Raw genomic sequence first — 17,714 nt, 5'->3', positions numbered from 1 at the left:
GGCCCGGGATAGAGTTTCGGAACGTGAGCAGGGGAATGATATGGCGCTGAATCTGGAGACTTTCAGTAGCCGAAAGGGGGGCAACACTTTCTATAAGGCGATCAGCCACCCTCTCGTAGCACGTGATGCCGAAGCTTTCCTGGAGCGCTTGAGCAATCGCAAAGTCGCGCTCTACGACCCTCTTGATCTGCTATCCACGTTCCATCAGATCCATGACATTTCCGGCTTGGAGATCTCCGGGCTTTTCGTGCAAGACCTTGGCGACGTCGGCAAGACCTTGTGCGGTCAAACCACGCGACCGGTGACGGAGTTGCCGCGATGCGACGCCGACTGTGTTTTGCTGATCGCCTACGATGCGGACAGGCTCAAGGAACACATCCGCCATCTGCTTCCCGAGACCGCCGAACTGGTTAGTCTGGATGACGGTCTACGGTTGCCGGACGGCTTCCTGACGGACCGGAACAGCTATCTGGCTCCACTTAATTTTGCCACCAACTTCGCCTTTTTCCGGGATGATGGCGGGCTACACACACGCCTGACGACGACGAATTATTGGTCCGGTTACGGCGCCGAGGCGCCGCAGATATGGTGCTGCCTTTTCGACCAGCAGGGGCGCGTCCTGGCTCAGTGGAACGAGGAGCCGGCCGACTCCTATGCAGCCATCGCAATCGAAAGCGAGACGGTGCGTGAACGCTTCGGGCTGGCAGGCTTCACCGGGCAGTTGTTTTTGCACGTGATCGGCTCGGCCGGACACGATGTGGTCAAGTATGCGCTGGAAACCTATGGCGATTTGGATAACGTCCTGTCGGCAACCCACGATGCCAATGCTTGGCCGGCCGATCGATACGCTGGCCTGCCCGCACCGGCGGCGGGCGAGGAGGTGTTGCTCTGGGTTCAGAATAGCCATCCCTGCCCCATCCCCGCCGGGGCCATCGGACTCAGCCGGATGGGTGACGAGCGTATCGTTACGCTGGACGAACAGGTTCCCGCCTTCGCCACGCTGCCGCTCGATACCAAACGGCTGCTGCCTGAGGTCCGATGGCCGGCACAGATAGAGATTCACGCGGGCAAGCACATGGTTCGCCCCCGCTACGAGGTTTTGTGGCGGGTCGAGGCAGACGGGCCCAAAGCGCCCTTCCGGCGCCGGATCGCACATCCGAACGTCGAAAGATCGGATTTGACCCTCGACCCAGCCATTCGCAAGGCCATGCCTGCGCTTGGCAAGGGGTATTTGCTACCGGCGCCGATCCTGCCGACCAAACGTTATCGCAGCTTGGCGCTTGCGACACCTATGTCCAGTGCGCAAACAAGCCTGCCGTTGGCCGTTGCCCTCTACGACCCCCAGGGAAAGGAACTGCTCCGTCAGCCTCTGGGCCTACTACCGCGTGACCATGCGTTGGAGCTCGACATGGATGCGCTCCTGCCAGATGGATTAGCCGGGGAAGAGTATTCGGAGTCCGGCGGCTGGGGTCATATGGAACTCTTCTACGACTTTAGCGACGGCGGCGAAGCAGACGGGTGGCTGCATGCCCTGTTCCGCTATCACGACCGCCAATCGGGCCATGCGGCGGACACCTCCTTTGGGGCGCATATCTTCAACAGCGTGATAACGTTCAAAGGCGAGCCGCAATCCTACGCGGGACATCCGCCGGGCCTGTCGACGCGGCTGTATCTGCCCGTGGCTCCCCTGCCCTGGCGGACCTTTTGCCACTTGATCTACCCCGCTTCGACCCCCTGGCACCCACACAGCCAAACCACCTTGACGCTGCACGATGGCACCGGCAGACCGGTTGCAAGCGAGAACCTAGAGATTGCCTGTAGCGGCTCTCGACTTTGGGACCCCGCCACGTTGTACGGTTCCGAGACCTTGGAATCTGCGGGGCCAAACGCCTATGTGATCATCCGCGACTCCAGCTGCCGCCTTTTTGGGTATCACGGCGTCGAGCGCGGCAGCGACGCTTTTAGCCTGGACCACATGTTTGGCTTCTAGGGCGGCGGCAACGACGCCAGCGCGCACTAGGCCGGCAAAGCGCGTTCCCCGGGGTTGCAGGAGGCGCATCGGCTTCCTATCTTTGACCGCTAAGTTTCATAGAGGACAGCATGAGCGATTCGACGAGCAGCAGCGACCACAGCAAGGTCTTGATCCTGGGCTCCGGCCCGGCCGGATACACCGCGGCAATCTATGCCGCGCGCGCAAACCTCCAGCCGCGCCTGATCTCGGGACTGCAGCCCGGCGGCCAGCTCTCCATCACGACAGATGTCGAGAACTACCCGGGGTTCGCCGAGACAATTCAAGGTCCCTGGTTGATGGAGCAGATGCAGGCGCAGGCTGTTCATGTCGGCACCGATTTCGTGACCGATACCATCCTGGAGGTCGATTTCAGCAAGCGTCCTTATCTTCTGAAAGGCGATTCCGGCAGAAACTATAGCTGCGACGTTCTGATCATCGCCACCGGCGCCACAGCGCGCTGGCTCGGCCTGGAGAGCGAAGAAAAGTTCCGTGGCTTCGGCGTGTCGGCCTGTGCGACTTGCGATGGCTTCTTCTACCGCGGCAAGGAAGTTGCGGTGGTCGGCGGCGGCAATACTGCCGTCGAGGAAGCGCTCTTTTTGACCAACTTTGCAACCAAGGTGACGCTGATCCACCGGCGCGACGAACTGCGCGCCGAGAAGGTGACGCAAGACCGGCTTTTCAAGCATCCCAAGATCGAGGTTATTTGGAACCATGTCGTCGAAGACGTGATCGGCGACGAAGATCCCTTGGGCGTTACCGGCGTCTCGTTGAAGAGCACCGTCGATGGCAGTACCCGCCAGATTCCCGCCGACGGCCTGTTCATCGCCATCGGGCACGATCCGGCGACGGTTCTGTTCAAGGGCAAGCTCGATCTCGACCACGAGGGTTACATCGTGACCGCCCCGGATTCAACGGCGACCAGCTTGCCGGGCGTCTATGCCGCCGGCGACGTCAAGGACAAGATTTACCGTCAGGCCGTGACGGCGGCCGGTATGGGCTGCATGGCGGCGCTCGAGGCCGAGCGTTTCCTGGCCGAGAACGAGGTGGCCGCAGCAGCCGAATAGCAACAGGCGCTACTTCAGCGTTGCAAAGGCGTATGCGATCACGTCGTCCAACGAGGTGAAACGCCGTCGTAGTATTTTGCCGAGTTGGGAAATCCCGGCCGGGGTCATGTGACGGTGATCCAGAAAGTAGGCTTCGGCCTGTGCATTGGCGAGTTCGCAGGTTTCCAACGGACAGAACAGGGTGCTGCGCGATAGGTAGGGAAGCCCCGATTTCCTGGCCTTGGCGGCCAGGCGTCCGTTTTCCGCTGCGGACATGTCGGATACCTTGCCACCCGTTTTTCTGACCAGAGCTTCAACCGAGCCGAGCTGAATAGCTGTCGGCATCACCCGAAAGGGCAGATAGGGAGGGGCGCCGACCAGCACCACCGGGACGCCCTTTTTCTGCAAACGAAGCGCCCAATCGAGGTGGAAATGATGGGTGGCATCCCGGTATGCACCCGTGACGAAAACCGTATCGATTTGGTCCTTGTGGGCAAGGATGAACGTCTCCGCCGCGCGGTACAGGAAGGCGCAATGCGCTTTCTCATTACGGACACAACCGTTTCCGGTAAACTGCAGAACCTCGACCTGATAAGCCTCCCGCAGCGCCCGCCAGAAATCCGCAGCCGTACTGTCGCCGACAACCATTGTGTAGCTCCGGCCCGGCGACACAGGATTGCAGGATTCGAATGCCACGCTGTAGTACTTCTTCCAGTCGTCGACCCTGAAATCCATGTGGCATTCGGGAAATCTGATGTTCCTGCGGCGAAGGCGCGAAATGTCCACGCGGTGGGCCTCCAAGGCCCGTGATTGCTCAGCAAGGCGGTCATAGAGCCCACCGCTTTGCCATAGGATTGCGCACGCCACGGCAATCACGCACGCAATGCCGCCCAGTCCAGCCAAGAATCGCTTAGAGCCGGTGTTTGTTGCCTCGATATTCCGGGCTCTGAAGGGCTGCTCGATCCAATGGTAAATGCCCCACGCCGACAGCACCGACAGCAAGAACATCGCAAGGCCGTCCAGGAAAGGATTTGGCAGCAAGGACCATAGACCGAAGAACACGATGACCGGAAAATGGATGAGATAAAGCGAGTAGGAAATTCGGCCAATCCAACGCAATGGCCGATTGCCGAGTGGCATCCTGAGTACACTTGGATCGCCAGCGGCAATGATTAGAACCGCCCCCACCACCGGAATCAGGGATGATAGCCCCGGGAAACGCATTTCCACGCTGTAGCGCAGTGCCGCAAACAGAATGCTCCCCAACCCGCAAACCACCATGGCGTTCCTGATCACCATCGGGATCCGAACGAGTTGGCGCGAGAAGAAAACCAGCAAAGCGCCCGCAGCAAACTCGGCAGCGCGAAAGGGTGTAAGAAAGAAGACCGCCGAGGCGTCTCGGTCAAGCCAGTATTCGCTTAGGGCCAAGCTCCCCGCCGCTACGGCAATCAAAAACGACGACGTGGCGGGGAGAAACCAGCGCCCAGCAAAAGCACCGCTTCCGGAAAGCAACACCAGAACCGCTGGCCAGATTAGATAGAACTGCTCCTCGACACCCAGGGACCAGGTATGCAAAAGGGCGAGCCCGCCCGGCTCTTGCAAGTAATCCGTTTGGATCCAGAAAAAAATGTTCGACAGGCCCAAAAGGGCCCAAAGCGTTGCCAGAATATGATCGAGAAGCCGACCGCCGGACAGACTTAGAGCAGCCAAAAACAAGCTCACCGCAAGCGTAAAGAGCAGAGCCGGTCCAAGCCGCCTTAAGCGGCGAAGGTAGAAGGCGCGGAAGGTGAATGTTCCGGCGGAAATGTCGTCAATAATCAGCCGGGTGATCAGAAAACCGCTGATGACAAAGAAAACATCGACGCCGATGAAGCCGCCTGGAAGCAGTGAAACCTCCAGGTGGTAAAACACGATCAAAAGTACGGAAAGGCCGCGGAGCCCCTCAATATCCGGCCTGAATACACGCTCAGAGCGCATTCACCCCCCAGAGCCCCTTTTTTATGGGCTTTTATCTTCCCTGTATCACCGCACAGGTCGGTCCTCTTTTCCCAGATTATGATTCGGACCGCAAACGCAACCGCAGTTCGAACTTCTGGATTTTACCCGTTGAGGTCTTGGGCAAAGGGCCAAAGACCACATTGCGCGGTGCCTTGAAGCGCGCCATGCGTTCGCGGCAAAACGCGATCAGTTCCTCGGCATCGACCTCGGCGCCCGGGACCAATTCCACGAAGGCGCAGGGCGTCTCGCCCCATTTCTCATCGGGTTTCGCCACCACCGCAACCGCTGCCACCGCAACGTGGCGATAGAGCACGTTTTCGACCTCGATCGAGGAGATGTTCTCGCCACCCGAAATGATGATGTCCTTCGAACGATCTTTCAGTTCGATATAGCCATCCGGATGCATGACGCCGAGATCACCGCTGTGGAACCACCCGCCGGCGAACGCTTCTTCCGTCGCTTCGGCGTTCTTCAGATATCCCTTCATCGTGATATTGCCGCGCAAGAAAACCTCGCCAATGGTCTCACCGTCGCGCGGCACCGGCTCAAGAGTTTGCGGATCCGCCACCATCAAGGCCTCCTGGACGGGATAGGTAACCCCCTGGCGTGATTTCAGCGCGGCCTGCTGGTCTAGCGGAAGGTCGTCCCAGCGTGGGTCCCACTCGCATACGACCGCCGGGCCGTAAACTTCCGTCAGACCATAGACATGCGTAACCTCCACGCCGATCTGGGCCATGCGCGCGAGAACGCTCGCCGGCGGCGGTGCGGCGGCGGTCATGAATTTGACCTTCTGATCGAATTCACGGCTCTCGTCGGGTCCAACGTTCACCAACATCTGCATGACGATCGGCGCGCCGCACAGATGGGTTACGCGTTCCTCCGCCAAGGCTTTATAAATCAAGCCTGCTTCAACCCGCCGCAAGCAAACGTGGGTCCCGGCCTTGGCCGTGATGGTCCAGGGGAAACACCAGCCATTGCAATGAAACATCGGCAAGGTCCAGAGATAGACGGGAAACTGCGGCAAGGACCAAGTGAGCGCATTACCTACCGCATTGAGATAGGCGCCGCGGTGGTGATAGACGACGCCCTTCGGATCGCCGGTCGTACCGGAAGTGTAATTGAGCGAGATGGCATCCCACTCGTCGACCGGCGGCCGCCAATCGAAGTGCGATTCGCCTTCCGACAAGAAACTCTCGTAATCCAGACTGCCCAACCGCTCACCGCCAGGCCCCTCGCTGTCCTCTACGTCGATCACCAGAATTGGCTGCGATACCTGCGCCAGCGCATCACGCATCAAGGGCGCGTATTCACTGTCTGTAATCAAGACTTTGGCTTCGCCATGCTTCAAGATGAAGGCGACGGAAGCCGCGTCGAGACGATAGTTGATAGCGTTGAGCACGGCGCCGGTCATGGGGACGCCCTGATGCGCTTCGAACATTTCCGGAATATTAGGCAAAAAGGCTGCCACGGTATCGCCCTTGCCAATTCCCCGCTTGGTTAAAGCAGAAGCAAGCCTACAGCAGCGCTCCTTTGTCTGCGTCCAAGTGTAGCGGCGGCGACCATGCGCGACAGCCAAGCGGTCCGGAAAAACCTCGGCAGTCCTGAATAAAAAGCTTATTGGCGAAAGCGGGACATAGTTTGCAGCATTGCTGCCAAGGCCGGATTCGTAAGCTGCGGTCATAGACATTCTCCTGCAATCAACCCTAACTTTTAAAAGCCGTCCTTGCAGATGCAATATAAAACTGCGGCAGGTCGGCGATTGCTGAACCCTTTCGCCGAAGGCTGGTGCGTCCTAGAGTCCTTTGGCAAAAGGATAAGAAACCTTAAGCGGGGAGGAAACGATTGATGGCGAAGTACGACGCACTCTACAAGCGTTCCATCGACGATAAGGAAGGGTTTTGGGCCGAGGCCGCGGAAGCTCTGCATTGGGATCGAAAATGGGACAAGGTGCTCGACGATAGCAACGCGCCTTATAGTCGCTGGTTTGCCGGTGGCATGCTGAACACTTGCTACAACGCTCTTGATCGTCACGTTGAAAATGGTCGAGCCGATCAATTGGCTCTCATTCACGACTCGCCCCTGACCGAAAGCCAGCAGCGCTTCACTTACCGCGAACTGCGCGATGCCGTGGCGCGGTTTGCCGGTTTGCTGGCTAAGAACGGCGTGGCCAAAGGCGATCGCGTCATCATCTATATGCCGATGGTGCCCGAGGCGGCCATTGCCATGCTCGCCTGCGCGCGTCTTGGTGCCATTCATTCCGTGGTGTTCGGCGGATTTGCTTCCAACGAGTTGGCCACACGCATCAATGACGCCAAACCCAAGGCCATCGTGACAGCATCCTGCGGCATTGAGCCGGGCCGGGTGATTCCCTACAAGCCGCTGTTGGATGGTGCCATCGATCTGGCTGATCATAAGCCTTCGTTCTGCGTAATCCTGCAACGCCCCCAATCGCCCGCGCCGCTTACCGCCGGACGCGATCTCGACTGGCAGGCGGCGACGGAGGACGTTTCGCCGCACCCTTGCGTCAGCGTTGCAGCCACCGACCCGCTCTACATCCTCTATACTTCCGGCACCACCGGCCAGCCCAAAGGAATCGTGCGCGACAACGGCGGTCATGCTGTCGCCCTGCACTGGTCGATGAAAAATATCTATGACGTGGAGCCAGGCGAGGTTTATTGGGCGGCGTCGGATGTCGGATGGGTCGTCGGACATTCCTACATCGTCTACGCTCCGCTCTTGAACGGCAATACCACGGTCATGTACGAGGGCAAGCCGGTCGGCACGCCCGACGCCGGCGCCTTCTGGCGCGTCATCGCCGAACACAAGGTTACAACGCTTTTTACCGCACCAACGGCTTTTCGCGCCATTCGGCAACAGGACCCTGAAGGCAAACTGCTGGCCAACTATGATCTCAGTCATTACCGCGCCCTGTTCCTCGCGGGAGAGCGCTGTGACCCGGACACGCTTGTTTGGGCGCAGGAGAAACTCAAGGTGCCGGTGATCGATCACTGGTGGCAAACGGAAACCGGTTGGTCGATTGCCGCCAATCCGATGGGCGTCGAGCCGTTACCGGTCAAACCCGGCTCGCCCACTGTGGCGGCCCCTGGATGGGATGTTCGGGTTCTTGACGGAGACGGACACGAGGTGGCGCCCGGCACCATTGGCGCCATCGTCTGCAAGCTGCCGCTTCCGCCTGCCAGCCTGCCGACGTTATGGCAAGCGCAGGACCGCTTCCACGAAGCCTACCTCGCTGAATATCCCGGTTTCTATAAAACCGGTGATGCGGGGTACATCGACGAGGACGGCTATATCTTCGTTATGGCCCGGACTGACGACATCATCAACGTCGCCGGACATCGCCTGTCCACAGGCGGCATGGAGGAAGTCCTGGCGAGCCATCCGGACGTCGCGGAGTGCGCTGTTATCGGCGTGGCTGACAGCTTGAAAGGACAGGTGCCGCTTGGGTTCGTCGTTTTGAATGCCGGCTGCCAGCGCGTGGATTCTGAAATTCAGGCGGAGCTGGTGAAGCTGGTGCGGGAAAAGATTGGCCCGGTAGCGGCTTTTAAGCTGGTCGCCGTGATCAAACGACTGCCCAAGACCCGTAGCGGAAAGATCCTGCGGCGCACCATGCGGCAGATCGCCGATGGCGAGAGCTTCAAGCCACCGGCAACCATCGACGATCCGGCCATTCTCGATGAAATAGCCGCGGCGCTTTCGGGCCTGGGCTACGCTCGCAGATAGATAACTTTGATCAAAGGTCGCCGCTTTGCCGGTCTGCCCTCTTGCAGCCCTCTCCCGGCACCGATAGAACCAGTAGCGACGAGTATACTGGAGGGAGAAGAATATGCGTCTGAAAGATCAGGTTGCGGTCATCACCGGCGGCGCGGCCGGCATCGGTAAGGCCTGCGCCAAACGATTTGCCGAGGAAGGCGCCAAGGTCGTTCTGGCCGATGTCAACGTCGCCCGCGGCGAGGAAGCAGTCGAGGAGATTCAAGCTTCTGGCGGTGAAGCGCTGTTCGTGTCCTGCGATGTCGGCAGCAAAGCAGAGGTGGACAGCCTCATTGCCGCTGCAGTGGCAGGCTACGGGCGCATCGACTGTGCCATCGCGAATGCCGGGATCGTCCATGCGGCGAGCTTTCTCGACCTGGACGAAGCCGACTTCGACCGCGTCTTGCGCGTCAACCTGAAAGGGGTCTTTCTCACCGGACAGGCCGCAGCCCGTCAGATGGTCAAGCAAGGCGGCGGTGGCACGATCATCAATATGTCGTCCGTGAACGCCGTCATGGCCATCCCAGCCATCACCCCTTACGTGGTCTCCAAGGGCGGCGTGATGCAGTTGACCAAGGTGATGGCCCTGTCCTTGACCGAGCACGATATACGCGTCAACGCGATTGGCCCGGGTTCCATCCGTACCGAGGTGTTCGAGCAGGTCGCAAACGATCCGGAAAAAATACGCGGCATTCTCTCGCGTACGCCAATGGGCCGCGTCGGTGAGCCTGAAGAAATCGCTAGCGTGGCGCTTTTCCTGGCCAGCAAGGATTCGAGCTATATAACCGGCCAGACGATCTATCCGGACGGCGGACGGATGGCCTTGAATTACACCGTACCGGTCAAGGCCTGACGTCAAAACCTGAACACAACCCGCCGCCGCTTATTGCCGACAAACCGAAGGCTACACGGCGACGGGAAGTGCTTGATCAACCCGCTTTTAGACGCCAGGGATCAAAAAAGCCGTCGGAACCTAGTGTTCCAAACGGCTGATCTCGTCTTTTAACTGAAGCTTTTTCTTCTTAAGCTCCGCGATTCTGACATCGTCAGGATGCGGGCGTTGGTTCTCGGTATCAATTCGACGTTCCAGGGTGGAGTGCTTTTCGCGAAGAGCCTGCACGTGCTCTGGATTAACCATGCTTGAGCCTCCTTTGCTAATTGCTACTTTATGCACTTGGTATCGTAGCGCCTTTGGTTCAAGTTTGTGAAGGCACTCGCCGTGCAGTGCGGCAAAGGAAATTGCATATGGCCGAACAACAGCGCCTCATCGTAGGCATTTCAGGCGCCAGCGGCGTGATCTACGGCATACGCTTGCTGGAAATCCTGAAGCCCCTGCCGGTGGAGACTCATCTCGTGATGAGCCGCTCGGCCGAAGTGACGCTGGCGTACGAAACGGACCGGAAAGTTGCCGCCGTCCGTGCCCTAGCCGATGCCGTACATGGTGCGGAGGACATGGGTGCGGCCATTTCCAGCGGCTCCTATAAGACCTTGGGGATGGTGGTCGCGCCCTGCTCCGTCAAATCTCTGGCCGAGATTGCCAGCGGCGTAACCACGACATTGTTGACCCGCGCCGCCGACGTCGTGCTGAAAGAACGCCGCCGTCTCGTCTTGATGGTACGGGAAACACCTCTTCACGCCGGCCACCTGAAGAACATGCTGGCGGCTACCGAGATGGGCGCCATCATTGCGCCGCCGGTTCCCGCTTTCTATGCGCGACCGGGTAATCTTGAAGAGATGGTTGATCAAACGCTGGGACGCGTTCTTGACCTCTTCGACCTCGATTCAGGCACCGTTGCGCGCTGGCAGGGGCAGGGCAAGCGGCGGCCCGGCAAGTCCTGATGGCGCCGACGAGTCGACGCGAGCCGATATTACCCAAGCGATTGAAGCAGCGGATCAAGGTTCACCGTAGGACAAGCCGAGAATTCCAGGTACTGCCGCAAATTGGCCTCGGCTAACGTGAGCCAACTGCAATCCACGACCGATACATCAAGTGGCAGCACTGCGTGGAGTTGATCTTGCTGCAATCGTTCTGCTTCAAGCTCCTGCCGCTTGATCGCGGCCCGGAAGCGGGTTACCTGTTCATCGACTTCCCGGGTCTTCAGCCAGCGCCGCAGTTCGCGCAAGGGCACAACCACATGCCGCCGCCAAGGTGATGAAAGCCCGTCCAATCGTTCCAGGTCTTCCTGCGACAAGCGGCGACCATTGCGCGCCGCCCAACAGCAGAAAAGCAGCAAGTTCACGTCCAGGCCATATTTGTCCTGCAATGCCAAACAAGCCTCTGCAACGCCGGGTTTGGCGTAAGTCTCAAGGGAGAAGCTCCAAAATGGGTTGTTCGTTTGTCGCATCAGTGCCGGTTGGACTCCAATCCGCTGCTGGCCTCGTCTATAATGGCAACCCAATCAGTCAACGGGTCAAGGCATGGTAGAATCACAAGAGCAGGAGATCATCAGACAACGGCTCCTGGAACTGGAAACCGAGCATCGTGACCTCGATGACGTCATTGAGCGCCTCTCCGATAACTCGGTGGTAGATCAGATTCAGATTCGGAGGCTGAAAAAGAGAAAGCTGCAACTCAAGGACCAGATTTCCCGGCTGCAATCTCGCCTTTATCCGAACATCATTGCCTGATGGAACCCCGAATGCTTCTGCAACGACTTGCCAGGATTGGCGCGACTCCCAATAATCCGCGCTCACTCCGTTACCTTTGGGGGAACGAACGATGAGCGATCAGCAAGCCCTGGTGGGCGTTATCATGGGCAGCCAATCGGACTGGGCGATCATGACCCATGCCTGCGAGACCTTGACGGCGCTGGGTATCGCCCACGAAACCCGTATCGTATCCGCCCACCGGACACCTGATCGCCTGGTAAGCTACGCGACTTCCGCACGCGAACGAGGTTTGAAGGTCGTGATCGCCGGCGCCGGGGGTGCGGCGCATCTGCCCGGTATGACGGCGGCGATGACTCCCTTGCCGGTTTTTGGTGTGCCTATCGAGAGCAAAAGCTTGAAGGGCCTGGATTCCCTTTTGTCCATTGTCCAGATGCCTGGTGGCATTCCAGTCGGTACGGTGGCGATCGGAAAAGCCGGTGCCATCAATGCGGCCCTCCTAGCCGCGGCGGTTATCGCGTTGGAAGACAAGGCCGTCAGCGAAGCTCTGGATGCTTGGCGAGCCCGGCAGACAGCCGCTGTCGCCGAACAGCCCAGCGACGACACAGCCTGATACCTACGACGAGAGAGGAAGATTCCAGCAGATGGCGAAGAAGCGGCAGGCCCTACCTCCAGGTTCGGTAATCGGCATACTAGGCGGCGGCCAGCTTGGCCGCATGACGGCCCTGGCCGCCGCTAATCTGGGCTATCGCAGCCATATTTTCTGCCCCGACGCCGACGCACCTGCGACACAGGTCACCTCGCTCTCGACGATCGCAGCCTATGACGATGAAGCCGCCTTGACACGCTTCGCAGAGGCTGTCGATGTTGTCACTTTCGAATTCGAGAATGTGCCCTCGAAAACCGGTGAAATTCTCTCGCGCATCAAGCCTGTCCGCCCGAATCCGCAAGCGCTGCATACCTGCCAGAACAGATTGCGGGAGAAAGATTTCTGCGCCTCCAAAGGGATTCCGACGACGCGCTATGCCGAGGTGACCAGTCAGGAGAGCCTGGCGCGCTCCCTGCGCGAGATCGGCATGCCGGCGGTGCTGAAAACCGCGGAATTCGGTTACGACGGCAAAGGTCAGGTGACCATCCAGAATGAGCGGGATGCACAGCAGGCCTGGGCGCGCATGACCGGCGGCGCGACCGGTGTCTCCGGTATCCTGGAAGGGTTCGTTGATTTCGACTTGGAAATCTCGGTTATCGTCGCCAGGGGACTCGACGGCGCGACCGCCACCTATGTCCCGGTCGAGAATCAACATCGTAATCATATTCTTGACCAAACCATTGCGCCCGCCCGGATCGCACAGGATGTTGCCGAGCGTGCCGAAGTCATTGCTCGACGCCTGGCCGATGCATTCGATTACGTCGGGCTGCTGGCGGTAGAGATGTTTGTGACCGGCAAAGGCGAGGTGCTGGTTAACGAGATGGCGCCACGTCCTCATAACTCGGGACACTGGACGATGGACGCCTGTCTCACCTCCCAATTCGAGCAATTTGTGCGCGCCGTTGCGGGGCTGCCGTTGGGCTCTACCGAAAGGCACTCAAATGCAGTGATGCGCAACCTACTAGGAGACGAGGCCAATACCTGGGAGAAAATATTGGGTGATCCCACGGCGCGCCTGCATCTCTACGGCAAGGCCGAAGCCAGACCCGGACGCAAGATGGGGCACGTCAATCGTTTGCTCCCCAAAGAGTAAACAAGAGTATCAGGGTAACGGTAAGGCGCTCCGGTTATCGGCGCGGCGACTTGAAACCGGCGGCCCGCGCGCGCGACACAAGGCCACCTGACCGCCGGTCAAACATCCGCTCGGGTAAATCCAGGAGCGCTTTCATGCCACGACCGAATTTACCACCGATCATGAGAACATTATCGATTCGCCGCTCCAGAAATGCCCAGGTGCGCGCCTTGTCCTGGGTGCCGTCGTCGAGCCAGACCAACAGGGTCGAACTATAAACACCCGCCAGCAGCAAACGCTTGCTGTAGAAGTTGTAGTCGGTGGAGCGATCGCCAGCCGCCAACCACATCGCGTCTACGGTCCGATAAAGCAACCGGGTTGCCAGCGCGGCATGCTGCGGCATGGCGAGATAACTCAGCCCCCGGCGCACGGCCTCCAGATTTGGTTCGTTCTGGGTTAGGCGCGTACGGACCGCCAGAGCAATCCGTTCGCGCACTTTAAGAGCTGCCATATCCTCGCGCTCCAATGCTTCGAGCATGCGGGCATCAGCCTCGGCGCTATGAAAGGCGATCATCTCCGCCGCGCCGCCTGGAAAAGCATTCAAGGCTTGCGGCACGGAAACACCGATGGCCGCCGCCGCCTGTAACAGCGCGCGCTCGCTCCAACCCTCGAAAGGGACGATGGGTAGCAATGCTGCCAGCAACTGTTGGCGCAGATCGATACCGGTATCGGCTTTGCGTTTCTTTGTGCTCATGTTAGCAATATGGCGTGAAGGCGCGGCGGTTTCCAGCGATCTGAATCCAGAATCCACAAGCACGGTTTTCTGCCGCTTTCCCCTTCACAAAGCCTGCAGCTTGTGATACCAAACTGCACCGGCGCCGAAAGGCGCCTGTTTCGCTTTCTTGTGCAGCAAGACACAACGAGCCGCTTTCGAGGGGCTCGGCGGGTTGCCAAGTGAGCGGAAAAAGATTTTGGATCAACCTACTGGCCTGGAAGGAGTGTGACGAAACCGTGCACGTAACTGTTCGCGACAACAACGTTGATCAGGCCCTGCGCGCGCTTAAGAAAAAGCTGCAGCGCGAGGGTGTGTTCCGCGAGATGAAGCTTCGACGTAACTACGAGAAACCCTCGGAGAAACGCAAGCGCGAGCGTGCCGAAGCCGTTCGGCGGCATCGCAAGCTTATGCGCAAGCGCATGGAACGCGAAGGCTTCTAAGCCAGTTCACGTCTTTACGGACGTCAAAGAAAAACCCGCCGCGGCGATTAGCACGGCGGGTTTTTTCGTTTGCTAAAACCAAGCCCACATAAGGGACTTGCCGGAAGGCGAGTTCGCGCCTACGCCTCCAGCGCCTTGACGATCTGCTCACACATCTTTTTGGCGTCATCCAGCAGCATCATGGTCTGATCCATGTAGAACAGCGGATTGTCGACGCCTGCATAGCCCGAACTCATGGAACGCTTCACGAAGAGGACGTTCTGCGCCTTCTCGACGTCGAGCACCGGCATACCGAAGATCGGCGAAGTCTTGTCGGTTTTCGCCGCCGGGTTCGTGACGTCGTTGGCGCCGATGACAAAAGCCACGTCGGTCTCACCGAACTCGCGATTGATCTCGTCCATCTCGAAGACTTCGTCATAAGGCACGTTTGCCTCGGCCAAAAGAACGTTCATGTGGCCCGGCATACGGCCCGCAACCGGGTGAATGGCGTACTTGACCTCGACGCCCTCGGCCTTCAGTAGATCGGCCATCTCGCGAAGCACGTGCTGGGCTTGCGCGACCGCCATACCGTAACCCGGCACGATGATCACCCGGTCGGAGTTCTTCATCAGGAAGGCCGCGTCCGCCGCCGCGCCCGCACGGTAGGTCTTGTCACCACCATCATCGCCACCCGAACCCCCGGCCGCCGTCTCACCGCCGAAGCCACCCAGGATGACCGAGAAGAAGGAGCGGTTCATGCCTTTGCACATGATATAGCTGAGGATGGCACCAGAAGAGCCGACCAGGGCACCCGCCACGATCAGCAGCATGTTCTCCAGCGTGAAGCCAATGCCGCAAGCCGCCCAGCCTGAATAGCTGTTCAGCATCGAAATCACCACCGGCATGTCGGCGCCGCCGATCGGGATGATGATAAGAATACCGAGCGCCAAGGACAGCAGAACCAAAAGCCAGAAGGCCGTCGCCGACTGGTCTGCGACGAACCAGGAAACCACCAGGATCGCAAGGATGCCGAGACCAAGGTTCAGCCAGTGCTGCATGGGGAAGACAACCGGCTTGCCGGAAATCAAACCTTGCAGCTTGCCAAACGCGATGATCGAGCCGGTGAAGGTAATGGCGCCGATAGCGGTGCCGACAGCCATTTCAACCAGACTGTTGGTATGAATCTCGCCTGCGCTGCCGATACCGTAAGCTTCCGGCGAGTAAAACGCCGCCGCCGCCACAAAGACCGCCGCCAGACCGACCAAACTATGAAAGGCAGCCACAAGCTGGGGCAAGGCCGTCATCTTGATCTTGAGCGCGATCACCGTACCGATGGACCCGCCGATCAGGATGCCCGCCAGAATAATCCAGTAGGACTGCACCGCAGGCAGCGACAGAGTGGTTATGACGGCAATCGCCATACCGGCGATGCCGAACATGTTGCCCTGACGTGCCGTTTCCGGGTGCGACAGACCGCGTAACGCCAGAATGAAGCAGACCGAAGCAACGAGATAGAGAAGTGCCGAAAGATCGTGACCCATGATTTGTTTCCTTACCGCTGCTTCTTCTTGAACATGGAGAGCATTCGCTGGGTCACGATGAAGCCGCCAAAGATATTGACGGAAGCCAAAGTAACGGCGAGGAAACCCATGACCTGACTGAAGTTGAATTCTGCAGGACCGGCAGCGATAAGAGCGCCGACAATGATCACAGAGGAGATCGCGTTGGTTACGCCCATGAGTGGCGAGTGCAGCGCCGGCGTCACGCGCCAGACCACGTGGTAGCCGACAAAGACCGCCAGCACCAGGACCGTTAGCCCAAGTACCAGCATGGAAGGGCCACTCGCGGCGCCCCCGGTGCCCTCGAGAGCCAGACGGCTGCTTTCCATCGCCAGGCTGGAAGCATCACTGGAGAGCTGTGCGGCTTTGTCGGCCAGTTCCCCGGCCTTTGACTGGAAACTTTGCGGATCCATCACTGCTTCTCCTTAACTCTTTTGCTTGTCCGATTGGGCGGGCTTCTTGACCGCCGGCGCTTTCTTGGCGCTTCCGCTGGCAGCCGCTTTGGCGCCGCTTGACGGCTTCGCCTTGCGCGCAGCAGGCTTTTTGGACGCCGGGCGACCGGTTTTGCCCGCAATTTCCTTCAATCCTTCATGGACGATCTTGCCGCCATGCGTAATGCAGGTCGCCTTGATCAGTTCATCCTCCCAATCGAGCTTCAAGGACTTGCTTTCCTTGTCGATCATCAATTGCAGGAAATTGAACAGGTTACGGGCGAAAAGCTCCGAGGCGTCACGCGCAAGACGAGACGGCACGTTGCGATGCGCCAAGATCGTCACGCCATGTTTTTGTACCACGGTGCCAGGCTCCGACAGCTCACAATTGCCGCCGTTGTCGCCGGCCAGATCGACGATCACCGAGCCTGTCTTCATCGACTTGACCATTTCCTCGGTCACCAACTTTGGCGCCGGACGTCCGGGAATGAGAGCCGTGGTGATCACCATGTCTTGCTTCTTGAGCGTTTCGGCAACCAAAGCCGCCTGCTTCTTTTTGTACGCGTCGCTCATTTCCTTGGCGTAACCGCCAGCAGTCTCGGCCTGCTTGAACTCTTCATCCTCAACAGCGATGAACTTCGCCCCAAGGCTTTCAACCTGTTCCTTTGCCGCAGGCCGAACGTCGGTTGCAGAGACTACCGCACCCAAACGACGGGCGGTCGCGATGGCCTGCAATCCCGCGACACCGGCACCCATTACGAAGACGTTGGCCGGGGATATCTTGCCCGCAGCCGTCATCATCATCGGAAATGCGCGGGTGAAGACCTCGGTCCCGTCGAGAACCGCTTTGTACCCGGCAAGGTTGGCCTGAGAGGACAAAATGTCCATCGATTGCGCGCGGGTGATGCGGGGCATCAACTCCATGGCAAATGCCGTCACACCAGCCTCGGCAGCGCGGTTCAGGCCTGCGCCCGCCCGGAAGGGGTCGAAGCCGCTGATAAGAACGGCTCCCTTCGGCAGTAGTGCGAACTCGTCCTCGCCCTCCGACTTATCCAGAGGCCGACTGACCTTCAACACAATCTGTGCAGCGGTGAGAGCTTCCTTAGCGGTTTTTGCAATGGTGGCCCCTGCTTCGCTGTAGGCGGAATCGGTTATGGAGGCAGCCAGTCCAGCGCCTGCTTCAACCGTGACCTCCAACCCAAGGCCGATCATCTTCTTTACCGTCTCCGGCGAGGCGGCGACACGGCGCTCGTCAGCGCGCCGTTCCTTCGGGATCGCGACTTTCATCGTCGTAGACTTCCCCTTTGTGAGCTTATGTTAGTCGATGCAAGAGAATGGCGACTGCGGCGGCATTTGTGAAGGGCTCGCCGTTATTTAAACGT

At 59.1% G+C, this 17,714-nt stretch carries 16 protein-coding genes and 1 pseudogene; 9 read left to right on the top strand and 8 right to left on the bottom strand.

Annotation, left to right across the window (positions count from 1 at the left end; genetic code table 11):
* Nucleotides 1-40: 40 nt before the first annotated feature.
* Nucleotides 41-1,990, top strand: coding sequence for a hypothetical protein (locus ABIE63_RS13560; protein WP_354505026.1), 1,950 nt, complete (start codon nucleotides 41-43; stop codon nucleotides 1,988-1,990).
* 110 nt (nucleotides 1,991-2,100) lie between these two features.
* Entirely contained in the window at nucleotides 2,101-3,075 is a 975-nt protein-coding gene (gene trxB, locus ABIE63_RS13555; protein ID WP_183417668.1) for a thioredoxin-disulfide reductase, read from the top strand.
* Nucleotides 3,076-3,084: 9 nt separating this feature from the next.
* On the opposite strand, the gene ABIE63_RS13550 is transcribed toward trxB, so the two are convergent.
* Together ABIE63_RS13550 and ABIE63_RS13545 are read right to left on the bottom strand one after the other, a co-directional pair.
* Entirely contained in the window at nucleotides 3,085-5,031 is a 1,947-nt protein-coding gene (locus ABIE63_RS13550; RefSeq protein WP_354505025.1) for an acyltransferase family protein, read from the bottom strand.
* Between the two features lie 76 nt (nucleotides 5,032-5,107).
* Nucleotides 5,108-6,733 (bottom strand): acyl-CoA synthetase, encoded by a 1,626-nt coding sequence (locus ABIE63_RS13545; protein ID WP_354505024.1) that lies wholly within the window; start codon nucleotides 6,731-6,733, stop codon nucleotides 5,108-5,110.
* A gap of 164 nt (nucleotides 6,734-6,897) precedes the next feature.
* Between ABIE63_RS13545 and ABIE63_RS13540 the strand changes: the two genes are divergently transcribed.
* Nucleotides 6,898-8,793 carry a propionyl-CoA synthetase gene (locus tag ABIE63_RS13540; protein WP_354505023.1) on the top strand — a complete coding sequence of 632 codons (1,896 nt, stop codon included), beginning with the start codon at nucleotides 6,898-6,900 and terminating at the stop codon, nucleotides 8,791-8,793.
* 103 nt (nucleotides 8,794-8,896) lie between these two features.
* Nucleotides 8,897-9,673: an SDR family NAD(P)-dependent oxidoreductase gene (locus tag ABIE63_RS13535; RefSeq protein WP_354505022.1), complete on the top strand. Its 777-nt coding sequence runs from the start codon at nucleotides 8,897-8,899 to the stop codon at nucleotides 9,671-9,673.
* Nucleotides 9,674-9,793: 120 nt separating this feature from the next.
* Here the strand turns inward: ABIE63_RS13535 and ABIE63_RS13530 are convergent, their stop codons facing one another.
* Nucleotides 9,794-9,958 (bottom strand): DUF465 domain-containing protein, encoded by a 165-nt coding sequence (locus tag ABIE63_RS13530; protein WP_354505021.1) that lies wholly within the window; start codon nucleotides 9,956-9,958, stop codon nucleotides 9,794-9,796.
* 107 nt (nucleotides 9,959-10,065) lie between these two features.
* Between ABIE63_RS13530 and ABIE63_RS13525 the strand changes: the two genes are divergently transcribed.
* Nucleotides 10,066-10,659 carry a UbiX family flavin prenyltransferase gene (locus ABIE63_RS13525; RefSeq protein WP_183417674.1) on the top strand — a complete coding sequence of 198 codons (594 nt, stop codon included), beginning with the start codon at nucleotides 10,066-10,068 and terminating at the stop codon, nucleotides 10,657-10,659.
* A 29-nt stretch (nucleotides 10,660-10,688) separates the two neighbouring features.
* Here ABIE63_RS13525 and ABIE63_RS13520 read toward each other — a convergent pair whose 3' ends face one another.
* Nucleotides 10,689-11,165 (bottom strand): TIGR02444 family protein, encoded by a 477-nt coding sequence (locus ABIE63_RS13520; RefSeq protein WP_354505020.1) that lies wholly within the window; start codon nucleotides 11,163-11,165, stop codon nucleotides 10,689-10,691.
* Between the two features lie 73 nt (nucleotides 11,166-11,238).
* Here ABIE63_RS13520 and ABIE63_RS13515 point away from each other — a divergent pair, with 73 nt between their 5' ends.
* From ABIE63_RS13515 to ABIE63_RS13505, 3 genes are all read left to right on the top strand, one after another.
* A complete protein-coding gene (locus tag ABIE63_RS13515) occupies nucleotides 11,239-11,448 on the top strand; it encodes a YdcH family protein (protein ID WP_183417676.1) in 210 nt (69 codons plus the stop codon).
* 91 nt (nucleotides 11,449-11,539) lie between these two features.
* Entirely contained in the window at nucleotides 11,540-12,040 is a 501-nt protein-coding gene (gene purE, locus ABIE63_RS13510; RefSeq protein ID WP_354505019.1) for a 5-(carboxyamino)imidazole ribonucleotide mutase, read from the top strand.
* A 31-nt stretch (nucleotides 12,041-12,071) separates the two neighbouring features.
* Nucleotides 12,072-13,169 (top strand): 5-(carboxyamino)imidazole ribonucleotide synthase, encoded by a 1,098-nt coding sequence (locus tag ABIE63_RS13505; protein WP_183417678.1) that lies wholly within the window; start codon nucleotides 12,072-12,074, stop codon nucleotides 13,167-13,169.
* Between the two features lie 34 nt (nucleotides 13,170-13,203).
* On the opposite strand, the gene ABIE63_RS13500 is transcribed toward ABIE63_RS13505, so the two are convergent.
* Nucleotides 13,204-13,902 (bottom strand): COQ9 family protein, encoded by a 699-nt coding sequence (locus tag ABIE63_RS13500; protein WP_354505018.1) that lies wholly within the window; start codon nucleotides 13,900-13,902, stop codon nucleotides 13,204-13,206.
* A 257-nt stretch (nucleotides 13,903-14,159) separates the two neighbouring features.
* Here ABIE63_RS13500 and rpsU point away from each other — a divergent pair, with 257 nt between their 5' ends.
* Nucleotides 14,160-14,363: a 30S ribosomal protein S21 gene (gene rpsU, locus ABIE63_RS13495; RefSeq protein ID WP_183417753.1), complete on the top strand. Its 204-nt coding sequence runs from the start codon at nucleotides 14,160-14,162 to the stop codon at nucleotides 14,361-14,363.
* A 119-nt stretch (nucleotides 14,364-14,482) separates the two neighbouring features.
* Here rpsU and ABIE63_RS13490 read toward each other — a convergent pair whose 3' ends face one another.
* The 3 genes and pseudogenes from ABIE63_RS13490 to ABIE63_RS13480 all read right to left on the bottom strand — a co-directional run.
* Entirely contained in the window at nucleotides 14,483-15,883 is a 1,401-nt protein-coding gene (locus ABIE63_RS13490) for an NAD(P)(+) transhydrogenase (Re/Si-specific) subunit beta (RefSeq protein ID WP_354505017.1), read from the bottom strand.
* Nucleotides 15,884-15,894: 11 nt separating this feature from the next.
* Nucleotides 15,895-16,314 carry an NAD(P) transhydrogenase subunit alpha gene (locus ABIE63_RS13485; protein ID WP_183417681.1) on the bottom strand — a complete coding sequence of 140 codons (420 nt, stop codon included), beginning with the start codon at nucleotides 16,312-16,314 and terminating at the stop codon, nucleotides 15,895-15,897.
* Between the two features lie 165 nt (nucleotides 16,315-16,479).
* Nucleotides 16,480-17,619, bottom strand: a pseudogene (locus ABIE63_RS13480) (Re/Si-specific NAD(P)(+) transhydrogenase subunit alpha); the annotation flags it as partial.
* Nucleotides 17,620-17,714 lie beyond the last annotated feature (95 nt).

Source organism: Limibacillus sp. MBR-115 (genome assembly GCF_040549425.1).
GTDB lineage: Bacteria > Pseudomonadota > Alphaproteobacteria > Kiloniellales > CECT-8803 > Limibacillus > Limibacillus halophilus.
The sequence above is the reverse complement of the archived record's forward strand: the minus strand, read 5'-3'. Positions and strand labels throughout refer to the sequence as shown.